The sequence below is a fragment of the Mycobacterium branderi genome, from assembly GCF_010728725.1.
GTDB lineage: Bacteria > Actinomycetota > Actinomycetes > Mycobacteriales > Mycobacteriaceae > Mycobacterium > Mycobacterium branderi.
Genome location: NZ_AP022606.1, coordinates 3,080,348 through 3,103,999, shown reverse-complemented (window position 1 = coordinate 3,103,999; position 23,652 = coordinate 3,080,348). Strand labels below are relative to the sequence as shown.

25 protein-coding genes are annotated in these 23,652 nt (G+C 65.2%); 12 read left to right on the top strand and 13 right to left on the bottom strand.

Annotated features, from left to right (window positions below):
- Positions 1-3: 3 nt before the first annotated feature.
- Together G6N47_RS15825 and G6N47_RS15820 are read right to left on the bottom strand one after the other, a co-directional pair.
- The gene (locus G6N47_RS15825; protein ID WP_083133678.1) at positions 4-1,206 is read right to left on the bottom strand and encodes an amidohydrolase family protein; all 1,203 of its coding nucleotides are present in this window, start codon (positions 1,204-1,206) and stop codon (positions 4-6) included.
- On the bottom strand, positions 1,203-2,024 hold the full coding sequence (locus tag G6N47_RS15820) for an enoyl-CoA hydratase (RefSeq protein ID WP_083133679.1): 822 nt from the start codon (positions 2,022-2,024) through the stop codon (positions 1,203-1,205). Before G6N47_RS15820 ends, G6N47_RS15825 begins: the two co-directional genes overlap by 4 nt.
- Before the next feature lie 179 nt (positions 2,025-2,203).
- On the opposite strand from G6N47_RS15820, the gene G6N47_RS15815 reads away from it, so the two are divergent.
- Entirely contained in the window at positions 2,204-2,524 is a 321-nt protein-coding gene (locus tag G6N47_RS15815; protein ID WP_083133708.1) for a hypothetical protein, read from the top strand.
- A gap of 6 nt (positions 2,525-2,530) precedes the next feature.
- On the opposite strand, the gene G6N47_RS15810 is transcribed toward G6N47_RS15815, so the two are convergent.
- Both G6N47_RS15810 and G6N47_RS15805 read right to left on the bottom strand, forming a co-directional pair.
- Positions 2,531-3,538: a dihydrodipicolinate synthase family protein gene (locus tag G6N47_RS15810; RefSeq protein WP_083133680.1), complete on the bottom strand. Its 1,008-nt coding sequence runs from the start codon at positions 3,536-3,538 to the stop codon at positions 2,531-2,533.
- 9 nt (positions 3,539-3,547) lie between these two features.
- Positions 3,548-4,345, bottom strand: coding sequence for an SDR family NAD(P)-dependent oxidoreductase (locus G6N47_RS15805; protein ID WP_083133681.1), 798 nt, complete (start codon positions 4,343-4,345; stop codon positions 3,548-3,550).
- 129 nt (positions 4,346-4,474) lie between these two features.
- On the opposite strand from G6N47_RS15805, the gene G6N47_RS15800 reads away from it, so the two are divergent.
- Positions 4,475-5,251: a TetR/AcrR family transcriptional regulator gene (locus G6N47_RS15800; protein WP_083133682.1), complete on the top strand. Its 777-nt coding sequence runs from the start codon at positions 4,475-4,477 to the stop codon at positions 5,249-5,251.
- 76 nt (positions 5,252-5,327) lie between these two features.
- Here the strand turns inward: G6N47_RS15800 and G6N47_RS15795 are convergent, their stop codons facing one another.
- Genes G6N47_RS15795 through G6N47_RS15785 form a run of 3 tightly spaced genes read right to left on the bottom strand, consistent with a single transcriptional unit; the run spans position 5,328 to position 7,658 of the window.
- Entirely contained in the window at positions 5,328-6,206 is an 879-nt protein-coding gene (locus G6N47_RS15795; protein WP_083133683.1) for an enoyl-CoA hydratase/isomerase family protein, read from the bottom strand.
- Complete coding sequence (locus G6N47_RS15790; protein ID WP_083133684.1) at positions 6,203-6,988, bottom strand: FadR/GntR family transcriptional regulator; 786 nt, start codon at positions 6,986-6,988, stop codon at positions 6,203-6,205. Before G6N47_RS15790 ends, G6N47_RS15795 begins: the two co-directional genes overlap by 4 nt.
- Position 6,989: 1 nt before the next feature.
- Positions 6,990-7,658, bottom strand: coding sequence for a hotdog family protein (locus G6N47_RS15785; protein ID WP_083133685.1), 669 nt, complete (start codon positions 7,656-7,658; stop codon positions 6,990-6,992).
- 122 nt (positions 7,659-7,780) lie between these two features.
- Here G6N47_RS15785 and G6N47_RS15780 point away from each other — a divergent pair, with 122 nt between their 5' ends.
- The 8 genes from G6N47_RS15780 (at position 7,781) to G6N47_RS15745 (ending at position 15,445) form a co-directional block, all read left to right on the top strand.
- A complete protein-coding gene (locus G6N47_RS15780; protein ID WP_083133686.1) occupies positions 7,781-8,599 on the top strand; it encodes an enoyl-CoA hydratase/isomerase family protein in 819 nt (272 codons plus the stop codon).
- 13 nt (positions 8,600-8,612) lie between these two features.
- The gene (locus G6N47_RS15775; protein WP_083133709.1) at positions 8,613-9,416 is read left to right on the top strand and encodes an enoyl-CoA hydratase/isomerase family protein; all 804 of its coding nucleotides are present in this window, start codon (positions 8,613-8,615) and stop codon (positions 9,414-9,416) included.
- On the top strand, positions 9,413-10,192 hold the full coding sequence (locus G6N47_RS15770) for an enoyl-CoA hydratase/isomerase family protein (RefSeq protein WP_083133710.1): 780 nt from the start codon (positions 9,413-9,415) through the stop codon (positions 10,190-10,192). Before G6N47_RS15775 ends, G6N47_RS15770 begins: the two co-directional genes overlap by 4 nt.
- On the top strand, positions 10,192-11,613 hold the full coding sequence (locus G6N47_RS15765) for a class I adenylate-forming enzyme family protein (protein WP_083133711.1): 1,422 nt from the start codon (positions 10,192-10,194) through the stop codon (positions 11,611-11,613). Before G6N47_RS15770 ends, G6N47_RS15765 begins: the two co-directional genes overlap by 1 nt.
- Positions 11,603-13,162 carry a class I adenylate-forming enzyme family protein gene (locus G6N47_RS15760; protein WP_083133687.1) on the top strand — a complete coding sequence of 520 codons (1,560 nt, stop codon included), beginning with the start codon at positions 11,603-11,605 and terminating at the stop codon, positions 13,160-13,162. Before G6N47_RS15765 ends, G6N47_RS15760 begins: the two co-directional genes overlap by 11 nt.
- Complete coding sequence (locus tag G6N47_RS15755; RefSeq protein ID WP_083133688.1) at positions 13,155-14,657, top strand: class I adenylate-forming enzyme family protein; 1,503 nt, start codon at positions 13,155-13,157, stop codon at positions 14,655-14,657. Before G6N47_RS15760 ends, G6N47_RS15755 begins: the two co-directional genes overlap by 8 nt.
- 99 nt (positions 14,658-14,756) lie before the next feature.
- Positions 14,757-15,011: a type II toxin-antitoxin system Phd/YefM family antitoxin gene (locus tag G6N47_RS15750; protein ID WP_083133689.1), complete on the top strand. Its 255-nt coding sequence runs from the start codon at positions 14,757-14,759 to the stop codon at positions 15,009-15,011.
- A complete protein-coding gene (locus G6N47_RS15745; RefSeq protein WP_083133690.1) occupies positions 15,008-15,445 on the top strand; it encodes a type II toxin-antitoxin system VapC family toxin in 438 nt (145 codons plus the stop codon). The genes G6N47_RS15750 and G6N47_RS15745 overlap by 4 nt, the downstream gene beginning before the upstream one ends.
- Before the next feature lie 5 nt (positions 15,446-15,450).
- Here G6N47_RS15745 and G6N47_RS15740 read toward each other — a convergent pair whose 3' ends face one another.
- From G6N47_RS15740 to fabG, 5 genes are read right to left on the bottom strand one after another with little or no spacing between them, the layout of a single operon-like run.
- Positions 15,451-16,140, bottom strand: a complete 690-nt coding sequence (locus G6N47_RS15740) for a GntR family transcriptional regulator (protein WP_083133691.1) — start codon at positions 16,138-16,140, stop codon at positions 15,451-15,453.
- Positions 16,137-17,330 carry an acyl-CoA dehydrogenase family protein gene (locus tag G6N47_RS15735; protein WP_083133692.1) on the bottom strand — a complete coding sequence of 398 codons (1,194 nt, stop codon included), beginning with the start codon at positions 17,328-17,330 and terminating at the stop codon, positions 16,137-16,139. The genes G6N47_RS15740 and G6N47_RS15735 overlap by 4 nt, the downstream gene beginning before the upstream one ends.
- 12 nt (positions 17,331-17,342) lie before the next feature.
- A complete protein-coding gene (locus tag G6N47_RS15730) occupies positions 17,343-18,530 on the bottom strand; it encodes a CoA transferase (RefSeq protein ID WP_083133693.1) in 1,188 nt (395 codons plus the stop codon).
- A 2-nt stretch (positions 18,531-18,532) separates the two neighbouring features.
- A complete protein-coding gene (locus G6N47_RS15725) occupies positions 18,533-19,750 on the bottom strand; it encodes an acetyl-CoA C-acetyltransferase (protein ID WP_083133694.1) in 1,218 nt (405 codons plus the stop codon).
- Between the two features lie 2 nt (positions 19,751-19,752).
- Positions 19,753-20,535, bottom strand: a complete 783-nt coding sequence (gene fabG / locus G6N47_RS15720; RefSeq protein ID WP_083133695.1) for a 3-oxoacyl-ACP reductase FabG — start codon at positions 20,533-20,535, stop codon at positions 19,753-19,755.
- A 48-nt stretch (positions 20,536-20,583) separates the two neighbouring features.
- Between fabG and G6N47_RS15715 the strand changes: the two genes are divergently transcribed.
- Positions 20,584-21,753 (top strand): acyl-CoA dehydrogenase family protein, encoded by a 1,170-nt coding sequence (locus G6N47_RS15715; RefSeq protein WP_083133696.1) that lies wholly within the window; start codon positions 20,584-20,586, stop codon positions 21,751-21,753.
- Entirely contained in the window at positions 21,750-22,571 is an 822-nt protein-coding gene (locus G6N47_RS15710; RefSeq protein ID WP_083133697.1) for a mycofactocin-coupled SDR family oxidoreductase, read from the top strand. The genes G6N47_RS15715 and G6N47_RS15710 overlap by 4 nt, the downstream gene beginning before the upstream one ends.
- Before the next feature lie 10 nt (positions 22,572-22,581).
- Here G6N47_RS15710 and G6N47_RS15705 read toward each other — a convergent pair whose 3' ends face one another.
- On the bottom strand, positions 22,582-23,652 hold the full coding sequence (locus G6N47_RS15705; protein WP_083133698.1) for a phosphotransferase family protein: 1,071 nt from the start codon (positions 23,650-23,652) through the stop codon (positions 22,582-22,584).

Here is a 23,652-nt window from a genome sequence, read left to right as displayed (position 1 = left end):
CGCTTAGGCCGCCGATCCCACCTTGGCGCCCAGCAGATCCAATGAGTTGTCGCGCATGATCTTTCGGATATCGGTTTCACTGAAGCCGGCGAGTTCCTCGGTGAACGCCACCGGGTTCTCCAGGCCTTCGCCGTGGGGCCAGTCCGACCCGAAGAGGATCTTGTCGACACCGATGGTCTCGGCCAGCGCCGGTAAATCGTCCTCGTAATACGGCGCGATCCACACATTGTTCTTCAGCTGCTCCACCGGATCCTCGGGGAAGTGCCGCGGATAGTTGTTGGCCGCCTTCTTCAGTCGCTTGATCAGTCGGTACACGAAGTACGAACCGTTTTCGATGCTGACCACCCGCAGCTTGGGATGCCGGGTGAACACACCGTGCACGATCATCGAGGCCATCGTGTCGTGGATCGCGCGGTCGTCGAGAAGCACGGTGTCTAACGGATCCTTCTCGCCGAACCCCTCGAATGTCGACTTGCCGCCCCACATCGCCGCGATGTGCAGATAACCGCTGTCGCTCAAATGGAATCCCACCGGAACGCCCGCCTCAGCCAGCCGGGCCCAGACTGGGTCGTGGCTGCGGTCGCCCAGCGATCGCGGCTTGATTTCTCCGGGCACGGGCGCCGGCCGGACCAGCACCAGTTTGGCGCCGCGTGACAACACGAACTCGACCTCGTCGAGCGCCTTGGCCGGATCGGCGAGTGAGATGATCGGCGCCGCAACGATTCGGTGGTCGGGCCGGTCGAAGCCCCAGTCCTCGTCGAGCCACAGATTGAACGCGTGCACCGATGCCATCGTCGCCTCGATGTCGTGCTTGAGCGCCTCCTCGACGCCGCACGCGAATGTCGGCAGCATGAACACGGTTTCGATGCCCTGGGTGTCCATCACGCGGATGCGGGCGTCGCGGTTCTGGTACTCGGGGTGATCCGCCAGCCGCTCGACCTTCATCAGCGACGCCGGGTCGACGCCTTCGGGAATTTCGCCGCGGAACAACAAGTCCAGACAGCCCGGCACGATGATCGGGTCGAAGGTGGGGTTGGGGATGAAGTGGTTGACGCGGTTCCCGATCACCGCCCAGGTGCGCTTGCCGTCGCTCAGCATCTGCACGCCGCGCCGCTTGAACTTCTTGTCCAGGTGACGGGTGAACGCGTCCAGCGGCTCGTAGTAATGGTTGTCGACGTCGATTGCCTGATAGCCCAAGTTCGTCATGATGATCCTTTCAGCCCGGGAAAATTGGGGCTCCGTTTTTCCAAGAAGCTTGTGATTCCTTCGATGACATCCGGGCGTTGCAGCGATTCCTGCAGAAGGATTTCGGCCCGGGCGCTGACCTCGGCGACGTCGCGCATGGCATCACCGTAGGCCTGCCGTTTGATGACGGCCATCGATGCCGGCGAGCAGTTGCGGGCGATGTCTTCGGCGTAGTCCATCGTGCGCCGCAGCAGATTTTCCGGGGCCACGACTTCCTTGACCAGACCCAGCTCGGCGGCCTCCTCGGCCAGAAAGGTCCGGCCGCTCAGCAACAGGTCAAGAGCGACGGCCCAGCCGGTGAGCCGCGGGAGTATCCACGAGATGCCGTACTCGGCGATCAGGCCGCGGCGTGCGAACGATGCGGCGAATTTGGCTCCGGCAGCGGCGAATCGGACGTCGCACATCAGTGCCTGGGTGAGCCCGATACCAACGCAGGCGCCGTTGACAGCGGCAATCACCGGCTTGCTCAGCGTGGTCAGGTAGTACGGTTGCCGGTCGCCGACCAGCTCCGACAGATCACGTTGCTCACCGTTGCCCAGCGACTCCCCCACCGTTGCCGTCGACCCCAGGTTGGCGCCGGCGCAAAATGCCTTGCCCCGACCGGTCACCACGATCACTCGGACCTCCGGGTCGGCCTCGGCGCGGTCCATGCCGGCGTAGAAGGCGGTGGCAATGTCGCCGCCCCAGGTGTTGAGCCGGTCCGGGCGGTTGAGAGTCAGGACGGCGACACCGGTCGGTGTCTTCTCGTAGAGCACCGCGTCATGATCAGGTGTGCTCACATGACGCTCCTGGCGGCTGTCCGACGAAAATAATTACTCATACTGTATACCTTTCGATAGCGGGGCCTCGCAAGTGACGGCGGGCGCCGGATGCGCCGTCAGTTGCTGGTCAGCAGTCGGATTTGATTGCGGTGGCCGAGTGCATGGCAGCGCGACGCAAACTCGGTAAGCTCACGAGCATGCCGCCCGACAACCTGGAAGCTCGCGTGACCAAGTTGGAGTCGCAGGTGCACCAACTCAGCGAGCGGGTTCGGGCAAGCGAACAGGACGCCGCTGCGGCGCGTGTCCTCGCCGGCGCGGCCGACCGCGATGTCACCGAATTTCGCGACGAGCTGCGTGACTTCCGGCGCGCCACCACCGCCAGCTTCAACGCCGTACGCGAAGACATCACCGACCTGCGGGGGCATGTCGATGTAATCCACGGCAAGCTCGACACGGCGGCCGCCGGCCAGCAGCACATCGTCGAACTTCTCGAACGGCTGATCGCCGACCAGGATTGAGTCGGCTTACGCCCCGACCAGTCCCAGCCGCCGGTAGGCGTTTTCGATCTGAACCTTGGCTTCCGGCGGCAGCTTGGCTTGCGGCGGCCGGGAATGCGGGTAGTCCCCGATCGGCAGGCCCATCAGCGACGCGGCGTACTTGAACGCACCACCCCAGTGGGTGAAATAGTCGGGCCGCCCCGGATAGCAGATGAACCACGATCCGAGGTCCATGTCGAACTGGTCCAGACCCGATTCCCGTCCGTAGTCCATCGCCTCGACGAGTTTGTCGTTGACGATCAGGTCCCAGTACCCGGAGAGCAGCCGTCGCTGCGGGGTTTCAAACAGGTAACCGGCGGTGCCCAGCTGCGCCGGGCAGACGATGCCGTCGCGCAGCCACCCGGCCCGGTAGACCGTTTTGTCGCATTCCCAGAGCACGAGGCCAGGCGCCAGTTCGTGCAGCAGACGACTGGCGGCCGGCCGGAATGCGCCCTCCTTGGTGGCGCAGACAGCGGGAACCTCGTCATAGATGCGCGCGCTTTCGGCCGGGGTCAGCACGTAGCCCGACGACGGCGAATTGAACATTCCTAGCGCGATATCCGTATGGCTGCCAATGTATTTGAAGAAGCGCAGCACACCCTCGCCGCCGTGCGTTTCCATCATCGGCGTCTGGATGTAGGCGATGTCGGCGCCGGCCTGTTGGGCATGCAGCGTCAAATCCAGGCAGTCCTTGGCCGACATGGCCGCCGTGCACGCCTGTATGACGACGTCGGGGTTGGCGGCGCGGCCCTCCTCGATCGCCACCTCCAGCAACTGCTTACGCTCGTCGAGCGTCAGCGACCAGAACTCGGCGATACCGCTGGTGCACCACAACATTGGATGACCGAGGTCGCCGACGCAGTAACGCACCAGCGTCCGATACGCGTCCCAGTCGATGTCGTCGCCGTCGGCCCCACAAAACGGCGTGTACAACGAGTCGCCGATTCCCCGCAACGCGCTACGCGCCCACACGCGTGCCTCAGCTGCCGTCGCCATGTCGCCTCCTTACGTGAAGTCCGAGCCGCCGTCGACGTTGATGTTCGCCCCGGTCATGTAGGAGTTGCGTCGCGACGCCAAAAACGCGACGACGGGACCGATTTCGTCGGGCAGCCCGGCGCGGGGCAGGTGCGCCGGATGCCCGAAGTGCTTGGCGATGGCGTCCATCAACCGATACGGGTTGTCGCCGTCGACACCGACCGACTTGGCCCAGCCGACCAGTGACTCGGATGCGATGCTGCCCGGCGAGACCACGTTGACCAAAATTTCGTCCTTGGCGAGCAGCAACGACAGGTTCTTGGAAATGCTCGTCAGCATCGCCTTGGCGGCCGTGTAGGCGGGCAGCACGACGCTTTGCCGCTGCGTGGAATGCGCGGAGAAGTTGACAATGCGCGCCCAGGCCGCCTTGCGCAGCAGGGGAAGCGCCGAGCGGACGCAGTGCACCATTCCCATCGCGCCCTCGTCGACGGCTTGGCGCCATTGGTCGTCGGTGAGCGATTCGAAGTCGCCCCGCACCGTCGGACCGACCGCGTTGATCAGGATGTTGAGTTCGCCGTCCCACCGGTCGCCCAACTCGGCGAACGCCTTGTCCACCTCGCCGGCGTCGGTGATGTCGGCCACTAGCCCGAACGCGTCGGGGCTGCCCCGACTGGCCAAGTCCGCTGCCGCCCGGTCGAGGTCGGTTCGCGAGCGCGCGATAATCGCTACCCGAGCACCGTCGTCAGCCAGACACCGCGCCGTGGCCAGACCCATGCCGCGTCCGCCACCGACGACAGCCGCGGCGGCGTTCGCCAGTCCTAGATCCATCTGCTTATCAAAACCCCTACGATAGGTATTACAGTAGTTGATGGTAGCGGCGACACGGCTGCAACGGCGCAGTTCGGTGAGCAAACTGCCGGTAGATTCGATTCACCGGCCCGCACAGCATTGAAGTCGATGGAGGTGCCCCTCGTGGCCAAGCAAGCGACCGCCGAAAAGCGTCAGCGACGCGAACGCGGATCCATCAATCCCGACGACATCATCAGCGGTGCGTTCGAGCTCGCCGAGCAGGTGTCGATCGACAACCTGAGCATGCCGCTGCTCGGCAAGCACCTCGGCGTGGGAGTCACCAGCATCTACTGGTACTTCCGGAAAAAGGACGACCTGCTCAACGCGATGACCGACCGCGCGCTGAGCAAGTACGTGTTCGCCACACCGTACGTCGAAGCCAGCGACTGGCGCGAAACGTTGCGCAATCACGCCCGCTCGATGCGGAAGACATTCCTGGGCAACCCGATCCTGTGCGACCTGATTTTGATTCGGTCCGCGCTGAGTCCCAAAGCAGCGAGACTGGGAGTTCAGGAAATCGAGAAGGCGATCGCGGGTCTGGTCGAAGCGGGCTTGTCGCCGGAGGAGGCGTTCGACACCTACTCCGCGGTGTCGGTGCATGTTCGCGGATCGGTGGTCCTGCATCGGCTGCACCAGAAGAACCAGGCGACCGAGAATGGCGGGCGCACCATCGAGGACGCCATGGTCATCGACGCCGAAACCACGCCGCTGCTTGCCAAGATGACGGCAAAGGGCTACCACATCGGCGCTCCCGACGACAACAACTTCGAATACGGGCTGGAGTGCATCCTCGACCACGCCAGCCGGTTGATCGAACAGAGATCGAAACCAGCTGCCCGGCAACGCAAACCAGCTAAGCCGAGACGAACTAAGTCGGCACGCTGACGCACGCACCCAACGTGCACTGAGGGTGAAATTTCGGCCATTTTCTCGCCCTGATTACACGTTCGGCGCTCGGCGTCTACGGCGCGTCGGGCTCCGGGACGTCGAAGTGTTCGTCGCGTAACCGGAATGCTTCTTTGGTTCCGTGCTGCGCGCGGGTCTTGACGAAGTTGAATTCCCCAGGCGCGAATTGCAAGTTCGTTCCGAATGCGTGGAACAGGTAGCTGGCCACCTCCTCCCCCTGGTACGCCTGACTCTGCTCGACGAGCCGGAACGCCTCCTTGGCGATAACCACGCCATCGGCGGGCATTTTCGCGGCCTTCTCCGCCCAATACCGTGCCCGCTTGGTGACCATGCCGCGATCGCACGTGTCGGTGAAGATTCCGAGATGTTCGACGGTGCCGGCCTCGATGATGTCGCCGGTCAAAAGTAACCGCCGTGCCAGCACCGGCCCCAGCCGGTGGAAGAACATATGCAGGCTGCCCAGCGCCGGACCCAGAAAGCGGGTGGCGGGCATACCGATTTTCGTGTCGCGCGCGATCACCGAAATGTCGGTCATCAGCGCTATCTCGAAGCCCCCGCCGAGTGCGTAGCCGCTGATCTCCCCGACGGTGACCTTCGGAAAACCCATCAGGTTGTGGTAAAAGCCAAACGATTTGCGATCCACCGCCAGCCGGCGGCGCTGACTGGGACGGCTTTTGGCATCCGGCTTGCCGCGCTCGCCGTACCAGCCGTATGCGTTGTTCATGTCGGCACCGGTGCTGAAAACGCCGTCGGCTCCGCGCAAGAGCACCACGGTGAGGTCGTCGTCGTCGGCAACCCGATCCAGGTAGCGCGCAATGGCGTCGCGCATTGTGGCGTCATAGGAGTTGCGTTGCTGGGGATTGTTCAACGTGATCGTGGCGATTCGCTTTGCGGGATCGACCTCGAAGAGGACGCGGTCGTCTGCGGCTGTCATCTGAGCGACTCCTTTCTGCGCCCGCCATTCGACATCCGATTGGCCTCAATGGTTTTGTCGGTGCCGAAGGCAAGAGTGTTGCGACGCGCGGCGGCCAGGTGGTCTTGTGCCAGCCGGACCGCTCGCGCCGCACTGCCGTCGCGGATGGCGTCGAGCAGACGCTGATGGTCACGTAATGCGGCGCGCCTGGTTTTGCCTGCCATCGGCGCGTGGATGCCGTCGTCGCTCCACACCGACGACTCGTGCGCGGACCAGATCAGTTCCAGCGAGCCGATCAGCAGGATCATCGGTTCGTTGCCGCATCGGGAGACCAGCGCCTCATGGAACCGCCGGGCATTGGGCACGTAGCGCTCGATATCGTCGAATTGTTCTTCCTGCGTGTCGATTTCAGCCTGCAGATAGGGCACCACTTCGGTCATCCGGTCTTCGCGGGCAGCGCACATGCCGGCGCAGATCGGTTCCAGATGCAGCAGCGCTTCGCTGACGTCGGCGGGTGTCGCGGCCCGCGCCTGCAAAACCATGCTGATCATCTGTGCCGTGCGTTCGGCCGTCGGCTGATGCACCACCGCGCCGCCGACGTTGCCGCGGCGCACCGAGATCAGCCCGTCCGCCTCCAAAATGTGGATCGCCTCGCGGAGCGCCGGGGGGCTCACCCCGAATTCGCCGAACATGCTCTCCTGGGACGGCAGCACGTCGCCTTCCTTGAGCCGTCCGGACAGGATGTCGTCGCGCAATCGCGACGCCACGATTTCGGCGACACGTGGTTGGCGAATGTGCGCCATGTCAGGACTTCTCGGCTCGTCGCATGCCGAACCCGTATCCGGTCAATCTCTCTGGCGGCATCGCCAGCGTGTTGACCTCGCCGGTGCACAGCACCTCGTCGTCGAGCGCTAGCCGCGCCGTTGACGTGATGCCCCGCTCGACCTCGGAGCGGGTGATGTCGAAGCGTAGTTCGGTGAGTATCGGTGTCGGCCGCCGGAACGTGACGTTGAGCGAACGTGTCTTGCCGGACAGCCCGCTGACGCAGTTCTGGTGCTGGATGACACAGTCGAAGAAGACACCCAGAAACCCGCCGTGTACCAGGCCCGGCGGGCCTTCGTACACCAGCGGGAAGGTGACCCGGCCCGACGCGGTCCGGCCGTCGAGGTGATCGAACCGATATTCGGGAAAGCACGGGTTGAACGCGCCGATGTCGGTGGCGTGGTCGAGATATACCCGCCGACTGCCGTCGTCGTCGTCACCGATCCGGGGTGTGCTGTCCGGCGGTACCGCGGCGGCCAACTCACGTTCCCATTCGGTGCATTGCACGAGCATCGCGTCCACCGCGGGATGCGGATGTTCCAGCGCCAGCAGCAACGAGCTCAGGCGCCGGATGGCGCCGGCAGCGGCGACGGTCTGGGGCAGCGGTTGTTCGCCGAACCGGGCGCTTCCGGGCCCGCTGGCCTGCGCCATTGTGTCCTCTTTCCCGACGCGGATGTTCCGCCGAGCGGCTTTCCTTGCTAAGTTATACAGGGCAGCAATCGTATTGCCTACTGTAGGGCTAACCGTAGCGGCGGGGAAGGGCGGATTCAACGGTGAGTCAAGAGCTCCATCCCACGGCCGATGACGGCTCGCTCACGGTGCGTCGGGACGGGCCGGTCTTGCGGCTCACGCTCGACCGGCCGTCGCGGCGCAACGCTTTGAGCCATTCGATGATCAACGCGTTCGTCCACTCGCTGACCGACGCTGCGACCGACGACTCGTTGCGCGCCATCCTCATTCGCGGCGCGGGCGACCACTTCTGCGCAGGGGCTGATTGGGTCGCCACCAACGAAGCCGGCCAACGACCACGCACCGGCGATCTGGTCCGTCGTATCCCCCACGCCGCCCACCGGGTTATCGAACTCCTCCACAGCATCCAGCTGCCGGTGGTATGCGCCGTGCGGGGATGGGCCGTCGGCCTGGGCTGCAATCTGGCGTTGGCCGCCGACTTCACGGTGGCCGCGTCGGATGCGCTGTTCTGGGAGCCGTTTTTGGCCCGTGGCTTCAGCCTGGATTCGGGCTCCAGCTGGCTGCTGCCGCGGTTGGTCGGGTTGACCCGAGCCAAGCAGATGCTGCTGCTCGGTGAGCAAGTCGGCGCCGAGGACGCCGCCGACTGGGGCTTGATTTACCGCGCCGTCAGCCCGGCGGACCTCGACGCAACAGCCGAAGAGTTGGTGGCGCGGTTGGCATCCGGGCCCACGGTGGCGATCGGGCTGGCCAAGCAGGCCATCCACTACGGTCAGCACGCGACGCTGAGCCAGTCGATGACGCAGGAACTTTTCAACCTCGAGCTGTCCTGTCGCACCGGTGATTTCAAAGAAGGCCTGGCCGCGTTTCGGGAACGCCGGGAGCCCGATTTTCGTGGGCGCTGACGAAGGGAAGACCATGTCGTTCGACACCATCAAGTATGAGGTCGACGGGCACAAGGCCACGATCACCTTGAACCGCCCGGACGCCCTCAACGCGCTCAGCCCGCACATGATCACCGAGTTGCGCGCCGCCTACCACGAGGCCGAAAACGACGACAACATCTGGCTTCTCATCGTGACCGGCACCGGACGGGCGTTCTGCACCGGCGCGGACGTCAAAGCCATACCCGGTGACGGAAAGGTGATCAACGAACGGCCGTATCTGTCGACCTACGAACAGTGGGAGGCGCCGCAGGAGGGCACACCGCCGTTTCGCGCGATGGCAAAGCCGGTGCTGGCCGCCATCAACGGAATATGTTGCGGCGCCGGGCTCGACTGGGTCACCACCGGAGACATCGTCATCGCATCCGACAAGGCGACGTTCTTCGACCCGCACGTCAGCATCGGGCTGGTGGCGGGGCGCGAGGTGGTCAGGGTGGCGCGAGTGTTGCCGCGCTCGATCGCGCTGCGGATGGCGCTGATGGGCAAGCACGAGCGGATGAGCGCTCAGCGGGCCTACGAGCTGGGAATGATCAGCGAAATCGTCGAGCATGACCGGTTATTGGAACGCGCCCACGAGATCGCCGACATCGTGAACTCCAACGCACCGCTGGCCGTGCGCGGCACCCGCTTGGCGATCCTCAAAGGCCTGGATCTGCCACTGCACGAAGCCGAGATGCTCGCCGAATCCTTCCGCGAACGCAACCTGCACACCGAGGATTCGCTCGAAGGTCCCAAAGCCTTCGTCGAAAAGCGGGCACCGGAATGGCAGTGCCGATGAGCTTCGAAACCATCCTGCTTGACGTTGATCCCGACGACCGGGTCGCCACGATCACGCTCAACCGGCCCGAGCAACTCAACGCATTCAACCGCACGATGTGCGAGGAGATGGCCGACGCATGGCGCGCCGTCAAGGCCGAAGACGCGGTTAACGCGGTGGTGCTGCGCGCGGCGGGTGACCGCGCATTCAGCGCCGGACTCGACATCAAGACGCCGTATAGCCAGCCGGACAACATCTGGAACCACGAGGATCCCGGCGAACTGCTCAGCCCCAAGTGGCAGAAGATGTGGAAACCCGTGGTGTGCGCCGTGCAAGGCATGTGCACGGCCGGCGCGTTTTACTTCGTCAACGAGTCCGACGTGGTGATCTGCTCCACGGACGCCACGTTTTTCGACTCGCACGTATCGGCGGGTCTGGTCTGCGCGCTGGAGCCCATCGGTTTGATGCGCCGCATCGGCCTGGGCGAAACGCTGCGAATGGCGCTGATGGGCAACGACGAACGCGTCGGGGCGGACACCGCGCTGCGGATCGGATTGGTCTCCGAAGTGGTCTCCCCCGAGCAACTCTGGGCCCGCGCACACGAGATCGCCGCGACCATTGCGGCCAAACCACCGTCGGCGACCCAGGGCACGGTCAAGGCCGTCTGGGAATCGCTCGACAAGCCCTATCGCGCGGCTATGGAACAGAACCTCATCTACACGCGACTCGGTAACCCGATCGGCACCGCCGAACTCGCCGCGCAAGGCCGCGCCGCGGTGCAGCCGAGGATCCGGTGATGCATCGGCTCAGTCGGCGCATCGCCGACGTTCTCGCTCTGCAACCCGACGCGCCGGCCATCGAGTATGAGGGCCAATGGTTGTCGTGGCGCGAGCTCGACGAGACGGCAGCCGCGTTCCGTTCGCTCGCCGGAACCGGACAGATCGGCATCCTGCTGCGCAACAAGCCGGCTCATGTCGCCGCGCTGCTGGGCGCACTGCTGAGCGGCGCGACCGTCGTCACCATCAACCCGTCGCGCGGCGACGCCCGCACTAAGGCCGACATCGAACAGCTCGCTCTCCCATTGATCATCGGCGAGCCCAGTGATCTCGCCCGTTCGGCGGAACCGATCGGTGAGCTGGCGGTAGTGAGGTCTGGCGCCGCAGAGGGCACCCGACGGCCCGGGGTCGCCGTGCGGATGTTGACCAGCGGAACCACCGGACCGCCCAAACGAATTGACCTCACCTACGACATGCTGGCCCACAGCGTGATGGGCCCCGAGGGCAACCGGACGCCGGCACCCACGGAGCTGCGCCGCGGCGTGGCAATCGTCAACTCGCCGCTGGTACATATCGGCGGAGTGTTCCGGGTACTGCAATGCGTGACGGAGGCAAGGCCGTTCGTGCTTTTGGAGCGGTTCGAGCTCGAGCGGTGGGCCGACGCCGTGCGCAGGCACAAGCCGCGGGCGGTGTCGCTGGTGCCGGCAGCCCTGCGCATGGTGTTGCACTCCGACTTGACGCGCGAGGATCTGCAGAGCATCCGAGCGGTGACGTCGGGCACTGCCCCGCTGTCGGCTGATGACGCGGATGCGTTTTATGACAAATTCGGTATTCCCGTGTTGACCTCTTATGCTGCAACGGAATTCGGGGGCGGAGTCGCCGGCTGGACGTTGGCCGATTACCAAAAGTACTGGACGGCCAAGCGGGGCAGCGTGGGACGCGCCAGCCTCGGCGCGCAATTGCGTGTGGTCGGCGACGACGGCACACCGCTCGGCCCCGGCGAAGTCGGGCTGCTCGAAGTCAAACCCGGGCAGCTGGGACCGTCGGCGGAGTGGATGCGCACCACCGACATGGCACGCATCGACGCCGACGGCTTTCTGTGGATCGTCGGGCGCTCCGACCAGGCAATCATCCGTGGCGGTTTCAAGGTGATGCCCGACGACGTGCGGCTGGCCCTGGAGAGCCACCCGGCAGTGGCGGGCGCAGCGGTGGTCGGGCGGCGCGACGACCGCCTCGGGGAGACGCCGGTCGCGATGGTGGAGCTACGCGAGCCAGGCTCCGCGGACGCTGCCGCGTTGGCCGACTATCTTCGGGCGCGGTTGGCCCGTTACGAGATCCCCACCGACATCGCGATCGTCGACGAAATTCCGCGAACGCCCTCGGGCAAGCCGGACCTCGCTGCGGTGCGCGCCTACTTCAACGAGTCGGCTCGTGCGGGCTGACTCGCCCACCGTAAGCCAAGTCCTACGGCGCCAGGCGAGCGCGCGCGGAGAGCATCCGCTGCTGGTCTGCGACGCCGAGCGCATCAGCTACGGCGAGGCCGAACGGCGCTCGGCGCTGCTGGCTCGTACGCTCGTCGCTCTCGGCGCCGGCAAGGGGACTCATGTGGGGCTGCTGTACCCCAACGGCGTTGCGTTCCTAGTGGCGATGCTGGCGGCGGCGCGGATCGGTGCGGTCGTCGTCCCGTTCTCCACGTTCGTCACTGCGTCGGAGTTACGCGAGCAATTGGTCGACAGCGACGTCGAGATCCTCCTCGCGGCCCCGTCGTACCGCTCGCACGACTACCGGCGACGGCTGGCGGAGGTGCTCTCGGATGTCGAGTTCGACTCTGCTGACCGGTTATTCAGCCCCCGGGTGCCGCAGCTGCGCCGTGTGCTCTTCGCTACCGACGATGTGTGCGGGTTGGCCGACGATCGGCTGCTGACGGCGCGGGAAGACGACGTCGACAGATCAGATCCGCTGGCGATCATCTACACCTCGGGTACCACCAGTGCGCCTAAAGGGGTGGTACACACGCACGCTGCGCTGCTCGGCCACCAGAAGAATCTCAACGAGATCCGCGGATTGACCGCCGACGACAAGCTGTTCTGCAATTCGCCGTTCTTTTGGATCGGCGGTTTCGGGTTCGCGGTGCTCGCCACGTTGGTCGCCGGATGCACCTTGGTGTGCTCCAACGCGACCGACGCCGCCGCAACGCTTGACCTGCTCGAAGCTGAAAGACCCACGATCACCAACGGTTTCGTCGCCGGGGTCGCTCACCTGGCGCGGCATCCAAGTTTCGCTGGTCGCGACCTGTCGTCGATGCGACGCGGCAACCTGTATCCGATCATGGCCCCCGAGGTGCGGCCGGCCGACCCCGAGCTGCGGCACAACATGCTGGGGCTCACCGAAGCCGGCAGCGTCGTGCTGCTCAGCGGCGACGAAAGCGACCAGCCCGAGAATCGGCGCGGATCGTTCGGTAAGCCCGCGCCCGGCTTCGATATGAAGGTCATTGACCAGTTCGGCCGAGAGGTACAGGAGGGTGAACTCGGCGAACTGTGCCTCCGCGGACCGTATCTCATGCAGCGGTACTACAAACGCAGTCGTGAAGAATGTTTCGACGCCGACGGCTGGTTCCACACCGGTGACCTGGTGGCCGTCGACCGGGACGGGTTCGTGTATTTCATCCGCCGTCGCGACTCGATGATCAAAGCGGCGGGCGCCAACGTCTCACCGGCCGAGGTGGAAAAGGCGATCACCAAAGTCACCGGGGGCGCCGTCGCGCATGTGCTCGGCATTCCCGATCCGGAACGCGGGCAGGTGGTTGCGGCGGTGGTAGCCGTGGACAATAGCACCTCGTTCGACGAAGCGGCACTTCGTGAGAAACTGCGCGCCGAACTGTCGACCTATAAGATTCCCAAGCGCTTTGCGGCGGTGCGGCCGGCCGACATTCCCCTGTTGGCCAGTGGCAAGGTCGATCTGCGTCGGTTGCAGAAGGTGTTCGATGACTGACACCGTCGACCGGGTGGTACGCGTCCGCGCCGAGCACGACGCCAAACCGATGGTGATCGATCCTGCCAGCCGGCTCAGCTATAACGAACTCGACGCGAGCACGCGTGATTTGGCCGCGACGTTCATCGAGGCCGGCGTTGGGAAAGGCACCCGGGTCGGGCTGATCATGCCCAACGGTGCACGCTGGGTGCAGATCGCGATCGCGTTGACCCGCATCGGCGCGGTACTGGTGCCGTTGAGCACGCTGTTGCAGTCGCGGGAGTTGACAGCGCAGCTCCGGGTCGCCTCGGTGCAATTTCTGGTCAGCGTCGAGGAATTCCGCGGGCACCGCTATCTCGACGGCCTTCAGCGTGACCAACTCCCTGCGCTGCGGCAAGTGTGGACCGCTGACGAGTTGGCGCCGCTCCCCGCGACCGAGCGTGCCGCGCGGGTCGTCGACTCGCTGGCCGAGACGGTGACACCCAGCGACCCAATGGTCATCATGTTCACGTCCGGCAGCAGCGGGCCGCCGAAAGGCGTGGTGCATTCGCACGGTAGCGCGCTGGGCGCCGTGAAATCCGGTCTGGCCAGCCGCTGCATCGACGCGGATACCCGGCTATATCTGCCGATGCCGTTCTTCTGGGTCGGCGGCTTCGGCGGCGGTGTGCTCTCCGCGTTATTGGCCGGCGCCACGCTGGTGACCGAGGAAATTCCCCGGCCGGAAACCACGCTGCGGCTGCTCGAGCGTGAGCGGGTGACGCTGTTTCGTGGCTGGCCCGACCAAGCCGAAACGCTGGCGCGCCATGCGGGGTCGGCTGACCTGTCGGCGCTGCGCCCAGGCAGCCTGGAGGCATTGCTGCCGCCCGAGCAACGATCGGAACCCGGAGCGCGGGCGACGCTGTTCGGCATGACGGAGGCGTTCGGCCCCTACTGCGGCTATCCCGCCGACACCGATATGCCGCGATCCGCCTGGGGCAGTTGCGGAAAGCCTTTCCCCGGGATGGAGGTTCGTATCACCGACACCGACACCGGAGAGCCGGTTCAAGCGGGAACCGTTGGAACGATCGAGATTCGGGGACCGCATACGCTGCGTGGCATCTGCCGGCGCAGCCGCGAGGATGTGTTCACCGCCGACGGCTTCTACCCCACCGGCGACCTCGGCCGTCTGGACCAAGACGGGTTCCTGTTCTACCACGGCAGGTCCGACGACATGTTCAAAGTCAGCGGCGCCACCGTCTATCCCGGCGAGGTCGAACGCGCTCTGCGGGAGATCGACGGAGTCGAAGCCGCCTATGTCACCAATGTGCCCGGCCCCCAAGGTGTTCGCGTCGGCGCCGTCGTGGTGACCGCCGACAGGACCGTCGAACAGCTCCGCACATCGGCGCGCACACTCCTCAGCTCGTTCAAGGTACCGACGGTGTGGCTTTTGGTGGATTCGGATGATGCGGTTCCGCGGGGCGCCACCGGCAAAGTCGACGTCGGACGGTTGCGGGAGATGCTCACCGAGCAGGCTTGATCGAGCGGATCAGCTGCGCTATCCCAGTCGCCACATCGGACCAGTTCTTATGGCTATAATGTAAGAGCTAAATATAGCCACATTGGTGAAGGGGTGGGCATGGAAGTCGGTGTTCGGGAGCTGCGCGACCAGCTGAGCCGCCACCTCGCGGAGGTCCGCGAAGGCAGCATCGTAACTGTGACGGATCACGGACGTCCGATCGCGCGCATCGTGCCGGTACAACGCCCCACGAAGCTGGAGCAGCTGCGCGAGGAGGGGCGTATCCAGCGCGCGCGAAAGCGCAAACGACCCGCTCCGGCCCCTTTGTCAACAGGCGGAACGGTCAGCGACCTGATCGGCGAGCAGCGTAGGTGATCGGCTATCTGGACACCTCCGCGTTCGTACCTTTGCTTATCGGTGAGCCAACCAGCGGCGCGTGCCGGCGGTTCTGGGATGACGCCGACGTAGTTGTGTCGTCGAGGCTGCTTTACGTGGAAGCCGCCGCGGCATTGGCACAGGCGCGACGGATGCGACGCCTGACCGAAAATCAGCACCGGCAGGCCCGTCGACGTCTAGACCAGATGTGGTCAGAGATGGACATCATCGAAGTGGACGAGCAAGTCGTGATTCAGGCAGCTGAGCTGGCGCACCGTCTTTCGCTGCGCGGCTATGACGCTGTTCACTGTGCGTCGGCGGAGCAGCTCGATGACGAGGATGTCGTCGCCGCGTCAGGAGACCAACAGTTGCTGAACGCATGGTTGGAGGTCGGCATGGCAACCTACGACACCACCCAGGAGGCAACGCCATAGGGCGCTCATGACTTCGGGCTGTTGGTTTCGTCGACGACCCCGTGCTCGACGAGGTGTTCGATCAATGGCTTAGCCCCGGCGGCGAGATGCTCCGACATCGCTTTGCGGGCCAGCTCTGCGTCATGTTTCGCCAACGCAGCCAACACCCGGCGGTGGTCTTTGATCGACTGATCCGGCCAACCGGGAATGGTCGGAAACACCGATTCCGGTGCGTAACGGGTGATCTGGGACATCAGTTGCGCCAGCTTCGGCGAATCGGCGGCAACGTTGATGGCCCTGTGAAAGTCGTGATTGAGACGCACGGTGAGCTCGTCGTCGCCGCCGGCATAGGCGTCCTCCAGCTGCGCCTGGATTTCCTTCAGTTCGCGCAACTGGTCCTCGGTGATGTTGACCGCTGCGCGTGCGGCAAGTTCACCGCCGACGTGCGCCTGGACGTTGGCGACGTCGGCGAGATCGCGCCCGGTCACCGGCAACACCACGAACCCACGTCGGGGCTGTTGTGCCAGTAGGCCCTCGGCGCGCAGCTCGAACAGCGCCTCACGTACCGGGGTGACGCTGATCCCCAGCTCCGCAGCCAATTGATCGAGCCGCACGTACTCTCCGGCGGAGTAAGTGCCGTCGAAAATCCGCTTGCGGACATAGCGCGCAACGTCTTCCGACAGCTGCGGCCGCGCGGCGAACTCGGGGATGTTCACAGTCGGTACTCGGCGAGCAGTCGTTTGCTGATGATTTGCTTTTGGATCTCGCTGGTTCCCTCGCCGATGAGTAGGAACGGGGCGTCGCGCATCAGCCGCTCGATCTCGTATTCCTTGGAGTATCCGTAGCCGCCGTGGATGCGGAAGCTCTGCTGGGTGACTTCCGAGCAGAATTCGCTGGCCAGGTATTTCGCCATGCCCGCGGCGACGTCGTTGCGCTCGCCGGAGTCTTTGAGCCGGGCTGCGTTGACCATCATCAGGTGCGCGGCTTCCACTTTGGTTGCCATCTCGGCGATTTGGAACGCGATGGCCTGATGCTCGGCAATCGGCTTGCCGAAGGTATGGCGCTGCTGCGCGTAGCGCACCGCAAGCTCGAACGCCCGCAGAGCCACCCCGCACGCCCGCGCCGACACGTTGACCCGGCCGACCTCGATGCCGTCCATCATCTGGTAAAAGCCCTGCCCGGGGACGCCGCCGAGGATGTCGTCGGGGCTGGCCACATAGCCGTCGAAGATGAACTCGGTGGTGTCGATGCCCTTGTAGCCCAACTTGTCGATCTTGCCGGGTATCACCAGACCTGGTGCGACTTCGCCGAATCCGACCGGCTTTTCGATGAGGAACGCCGTCAGGTTGCGATGCGGCGTGTCGGCTCCTTCGTCGGTGCGCACCAACGCCGCCACCAACGTCGAGCTGCCGCCGTTGGTCAGCCACATCTTCTGGCCGTTGATCGTGTAGGTGCCGTCGGCATTGCGGTCCGCCCGGGTGCGGATCGCCGCCACGTCGGAACCCAACTCCGGCTCGGACATCGAAAACGCCCCGCGCACTTCCCCTGTCGCCATCCGCGGCAGCAACCGCTGCTTCTGCGCGTCGGTGCCGTGCTGGCGCAACATGTAGGCCACGATGAAGTGCGTATTGAGCACCCCGGAGATGCTCATCCAGCCCCGCGCCAGCTCTTCGACGCACAGCGCATAGGTCAGCAACGACTCGCCCAGCCCGCCGTACTCGGCCGGGATCATCAGACCGAACAGACCCATCTCCCGCATCTGGTCGACAATGTCCTGCGGATAGCTATCGGTGCGTTCGAGTTCCGGCGCGTTGGGAATGACTTCCTTCTCCACGAATTGGCGTACCGTCGCGACGATCTCGCTCTGAAATTCGGTAAGACCCACCGTCTGGGCCAGCTTGGTCATGACGTACCCCTCCTAGCAGGCGATCGTTTTCGCGCGTGTCAGCCGCTCCACCTCAGCGGCACTCAACCCGAGCCGCTCGGTGAGCACGTCAGCGGTGTCGTGGCCCAGCGCGGGTGCGGGTTTGCTTGCCGGGTGGCGACCGTCGAATGCGGCGGGCAGGCCCGGTGCCAGATAGTCGCCGAGGCCGTCTTGGTGCAGCCGGGTAAACAACGGATTGGCCGTCACCTTCTCGTCGTCGGCGACCTCTGCGAAGGTGCGGTAGCGCTCGAAGAGCACGGTGGTCGCCGACAGCGCCTCGGTGATCTGCGCCGCGGTCTGGTCGGCGAACCAGGTTGCGAACAACCCGCTCAGCACATCGCGATACCGGTAGCGGTCTCCCTCGGCGCTGAAGTCAGCGCCCAGCGCCTCGGCGAGCGCCGACACTGCAACACCGGTCCCCGTTACCTCGACGAGATCCCGGAAGTGCCGGCCGGTCAGCGTGACGACCATGAAAGCGACGCCGTCGCTGCTGGTGAAATCCTGGCCGTACTGACCGTAGATCGCATTGCCCAGCCGTTCGCGTTGGGTACTGTTGACTTGGGGTTCGGTCAGCAAGCCCAGATTGCCGGCCGTGGCCAGCGCGACATCTTCGAGCGCAATGCTGATCTGGGCTCCCGCCCCCGTTTGGTCACGACGACGCACCGCGGCCGTCACGGCCAGAGCGGCATACAGCCCGCAGCACACATCCCAGGCCGGCAACACATGATTGATCGGCCCGGCATGGTTGGGGGGACCGGTCACCCACGGGTATCCCGTCGCCGCATTGACGGTGTAGTCGACACCGGTGGACCCGTCACCCCGGCCGAGCAACTGCACATGGATCACATCGGAGCGCAGCGCAGCCAACTGTTCATACGACAGCCAAGACAGGCCCGCGGCGTTGGTCACCACGACGCCGTCGCCCTCTGTAACGAGCCGCTGAACCAGCTCCTGGCCGTCGGCGGACCGCAAATCGATTGTCGCCGAGCGCTTTCCCTTGTTCAATCCGGTCCAGTAGATCGACGCCCCGCTGGCCGCCAGTGGCCAGCGATGCACATCGGAGGCACCGCCGATCGGGTCGACCCGAATCACGTCGGCGCCCAGCTGGCCGAGCGTCATCCCGCACAGCGGCGCGGCGACAAAGCTGGATACCTCGACGACGGTGAGGTCCGTCAACGGCATAGTCACTGGGACGCAACCCGTTCGAACACCGCGGCCAGGCCCTGGCCGCCGCCGATGCACATGGTCTCCAGGCCGTAGCGAGCTCCGCGGCGACGGAGCTCGCGAGCCAGTGTGGCCAGCATCCGCCCGCCCGTCGCGCCGACCGGATGGCCCAGCGAAATCCCGGAACCGTGCACGTTGGTGCGCTCCCGGTCGGCCGCAGTGAACCCCCACTCCCGCATCACCGCAAGCGCTTGCGCGGCGAAGGCCTCGTTGAGTTCGATCAGGTCGATGTCGCTGAGTCGCAAGCCCGCTTTGGCGAGCGCGATATCGGTGGCGGGAACCGGGCCGATGCCCATGACGTTCGGCGGTACCGCCGCAACCCCCCACGACACCAGGCGCACCAGCGGCGTCAGCCCCAGTTCGTCGGCCTTCTCCGGCGTTGTCACCACGCACATGGACGCCGCGTCGTTTTGCCCACTGGCATTGCCGGCAGTCACCGTCGCATCCGGATCATCGCCCAGCAGAACGGGTTTGAGCTTGCCGAGCGATTCCACTGTGGTGTCGGCGCGCGGGTGTTCGTCGGTATCGATCAGCTCATCGCCGTGGCGGCTGCGCACAGTGACCGCAATGATCTCCTCGGCCAAGATGCCGTTCTTCTGCGCGGCCACCGCCCGCCGATGCGACGTCACCGCGAGCTCGTCCTGTTCCTGCCGCGAAATGTCGTACTGGCGGCGCAGGTTCTCGGCCGTCTCCAGCATTCCGCCCGGTACCGGGTAGTGACGGCCGCCGGCGGTGGTGCGTCCCCGGGCGAGCCCGTCGTGCACCCGGATGCCGGTGCGCGCGCCGCCCCAGCGCATGTCGGTGGAGTAGAAGACGACGTTGCTCATGCTTTCCGCGCCGCCGGCGATGACGAGATCACTGTCACCGCTGGCGATTTGCAAACCGGCCTGGATGACCGCCTGCAGACCCGAGCCGCAGCGGCGGTCGACCTGCATGCCGGGAACCGTGACCGGCAGCCCTGCGTCGAGGGCCACCACGCGACCGATCGCCGGCGCCTCGCTGCTGGGGTAGCAGTGCCCGAGGATGACGTCCTGCACCGATTCGGGCGCAATGCCGGTTCGGTCCAGCAACCCCTTCAGCGCGGCGACGCCGAGGTCGACGGCAGTGAGCGACTTGAACATCCCGCCGTAGCGGCCGATCGGCGTGCGAACCGGTTCGCAAATCACAGGGGTACGCATGGCTACATGAACCTCCCGCCGGTGACCTCCAGCACGGTGCCGGTCATGTACGACGACAGCTCCGACGCCAGGAAAAGGGCGACGTTGGCCACCTCGGCCGGCTCGCCGGCGCGGCCCATCGGCACCTCGGCCACCTTCTCATCCCAAATACGTTGCGGCATAGCCTCCGTCATCGCGGAGCGGATCAATCCAGGCGCAATGGCATTGACCCGCACGCCGAGGTGCGCCAGTTCCTTGGCGGCGGCCTTGGTCATGCCGACGATGCCGGCCTTGGCCGCCGAGTAGTTGGTCTGCCCGACCAGACCGACCTTGCCCGACAGCGACGACATATTCACGATGGCGCCACGCTTGTTTTCCCGCATGATCGCCGCCGCCTTGCGGGTGCCGTTCCAGGTGCCCTTCAGATGCACCGCGATCACTTCGTCGAACTGTTCCTCGGTCATCTTGCGCATGGTCGCGTCACGGGTGATCCCAGCATTGTTGACCATGACATCCAGGCCGCCGAACCGCTCGACAGCGGTCGCAACCAACGCGTCAACGTCACTGGCGACGGTGACGTCGCAGCGCACCGCCAATGCCACGTCGTCCCCGCCGAGATGCTTCGCCGCCGCCTCCGTCGACCCGAGATTCACATCGCCGAGCACTACCCGCGCTCCCTCGGCGACGAACCGTTCGGCGATCGCGAATCCCAGGCCCTGCGCACCGCCCGTGACGACCGCCGTCTGACCAGTCAACAACGACACCTGATCACCGTCCTCCCGTCGACCCTCCGTAATCTCAGACATCCTATTTCATATATGATCGCCGGCGGGTAGCGGTCCGGAAGGAGCTCCATGGCGACGGTCGACGACGACGATTTCCAGCAGATCCTGGCGCAGACCCGCGAGTTCGTCCGCAGCGCCGTCGTCCCGCGCGAGCAGGAGATCCTTGCCAACGACCGGGTGCCCGACGACCTGCGCGACCAGGCCAAGCAGATGGGCTTGTTCGGGTACGCCATCCCCCAGGACTGGGGTGGGCTCGGACTGAACCTGGCGCAGGACGTCGAGCTCGCGATGGAACTCGGCTACACGTCACTGGCGTTGCGCTCGATGTTCGGCACCAACAACGGCATCGCGGGTCAGGTCCTGGTCGGGTTCGGCACGGACGAGCAGAAGTCCCGCTGGCTGGCCGCGATGGCCTCCGGCGAGGTCGTCGCATCCTTCGCGTTGACCGAAGCCGGGGCCGGCTCCAACCCCGCAGGCTTGCGCACCAAAGCCGTTCGCGACGGCGACAATTGGGTGATTTCCGGAGAGAAGCGTTTCATCACCAACGCGCCCGTAGCCGATTTGTTCGTGGTATTCGCCCGTACTCGGCCCGCCGATGACAAAGGCCCCGGCATCGCGGTTTTCCTGGTCCCTGCCGACACACCCGGCGTCCAGGTCGGCACCAAGGACGCGAAGATGGGCCAAGAGGGCGCCTGGACGGCCGACGTGAGTCTCAGCAATGTGCATGTGTCAGCCGGCGCACTTGTCGGCGGCAGCGAGGACCTGGGTTATAGGGCGGCGATGACGTCGCTGGCGCGCGGCCGGATCCACATCGCCGCGCTCGCCGTGGGAACGGCACAGCGGGCACTCGACGAATCGGTGACCTATGCGGCCACCGCGACGCAGGGCGGCACACCGATCGGCAATTTCCAGTTGGTGCAAGCGATGTTGGCCGACCAGCAGACCGGAGTGATGGCCGGACGCGCGCTGGTGCGTGAGGCCGCCCGGTTGTGGATCACCGATCAAGACCGCCGGATCGCGCCGTCGGCAGCGAAGCTGTTTTGCACCGAAATGGCCGGGAAAGTCGCCGATCTCGCCGTGCAGATCCACGGCGGCAGCGGCTACATGCGCGAGGTTCCGGTGGAGCGAATCTATCGCGACGTTCGCCTGCTGCGACTCTACGAGGGAACCAGTGAGATTCAGCGGTTGATCGTCGGATCGAATCTGGTGAGGGCGGCGTCGAAAGGACAACGAGCATGAGCGGTCGGCTCGCGGGCAAGGTAGCGTTCATCACCGGTGCGGCACGGGGACAAGGCCGCGCGCATGCGGTGCGGATGGCCCGTGAGGGCGCCGACATCATCGCGGTCGACGTGGCAGGCAAGCTACCGCCCTGCGTCCCTTACGATTCGGCGAGCCCCGAAGATTTGGCCGAGACCGTTCGGCTAGTCGAGGCCACCGGTCGTCGAATCCTGGCCACAGAAATCGACGTTCGTGACTTCGACGGACTGCGCGACACGGTCGACGACGGGGTGGCCACGCTGGGGCGGCTGGACATCATCGTCGCCAACGCCGGTATTTCGGCGCCGCAAGCCTGGAACGACATTACTCCCGAAGACTTTCGGGATGTCATGGAGGTCAACGTAACTGGCACGTGGAACTCCGTGATGGCCGGCGCGCCGAAGATCATCGACGGGGGCCGCGGTGGGTCGATCATCTTGATCAGCTCGGCCGCCGGTCTCAAGATCCAGCCGTTCATGGTGCATTACGCGACTAGCAAGCACGCCGTGGCCGGGATGGCCCGCGCATTCGCTGCCGAGTTGGGTAAGCATTCGATCCGGGTGAACAGCGTGCATCCTGGCCCGGTCAACACCGCGATGGGAAGCGGTGACATGGTTGCCGCGATCACCGCCACCACAGAAACAAATCCGCAGTTGGCTCATATGCTGACGCCGTTCCTGCCGAGTTGGGTGGCCGAGCCGGAAGACATCGCCGACGCGGTCTGCTGGCTGGCCAGCGACGAATCTCGCAATGTCACCGCGGCGGCGATCCCAGTCGATCAGGGCTCTACGCAATACTGATCCCCGTCGGCTATTTCCCGATTAGGTCTAGCGTGCCTAGGTCTCGGATCGCTTGGCAGCCGCGCGCCAGCATCGTCAGCACCATCTCGTCACCGCGGTCGGTGGCGGTGGCGAATGCAAACCCCAGGGCAGAGATCAGTAGCGCTTGCGGCATGCCGAGTCGGTAATCGCGCCAACAGGTTTCGCGGTCGTAGTCGGTGACGCCGTAGCCGATGAGTGCCCGGTGATACTTGTCAACGAGATCCGCCTCGATCGCTGCGCGTAGTTGCGGCTTGAGGCTCGTGGCGGTGAAGTAGGCGAGATCACGCGCGGGAAGGCCGACGCCTAGCGTCTGCCAGTCCACCACGCTGACCGTGTTGGCTTCGCGGTCGAACAGCATGTTGTCGAGCCGGTAATCGCCGTGCAGCAAGGCAAACCGGTCCCGCTCGGCCAGCAGCCAGGGCGTCACCAAACCCATTGCCGCGGTAAAGGTCTCACGGTCTGCGGCGCTCATCCGGTCACCGAGCTTGTCCAGCGTGATGTCCGCGCTCATCTGTGCGACCTCACCGAGACCCTGGGCCGATGCCTCGTCCGGGCGCGCGAATGCGATGCCGGCGAAGTCGAGCCACACCGGGTCGCACCAACTGGGCCCGTGCAGGCCGGCCAGTGCGGTGACCGCCAGCCGCGCCTCCTGCTCACCGCAGCCCGCAAGTTGGTCGCCCTGCACTGCAGGTGCCTGGTCTGCCAGCAGCAGCGCATATTCCACTGCGTCGTCGGTGATCTCGCTGTAGAAGCAGTGCGGCACTGGCACTTGGACGCGGTCGGCCACCGCGGAGTAGAAGGCGCATTCGCTGCGGTAGCCGATCGTGACGCGGTCGCGCACCGTGTCGTCCTGGGCCGGCAGCTTGATCACAAACGTATCCGGCAGGCCATCAGGATTGCGCGCATAGCGCACCGACACCCGGTAGGTCGCCCCGGTCTGACCGGTGCCGATCGCCGTGACATCGACGTGGGAGACCTCGACCGGCGTCCGGTCACTGCTGAGGACAGCCGACAGCCACTCACAGGTGACGTCGTCCGGGTAGCGGGGAATGGCCAACAT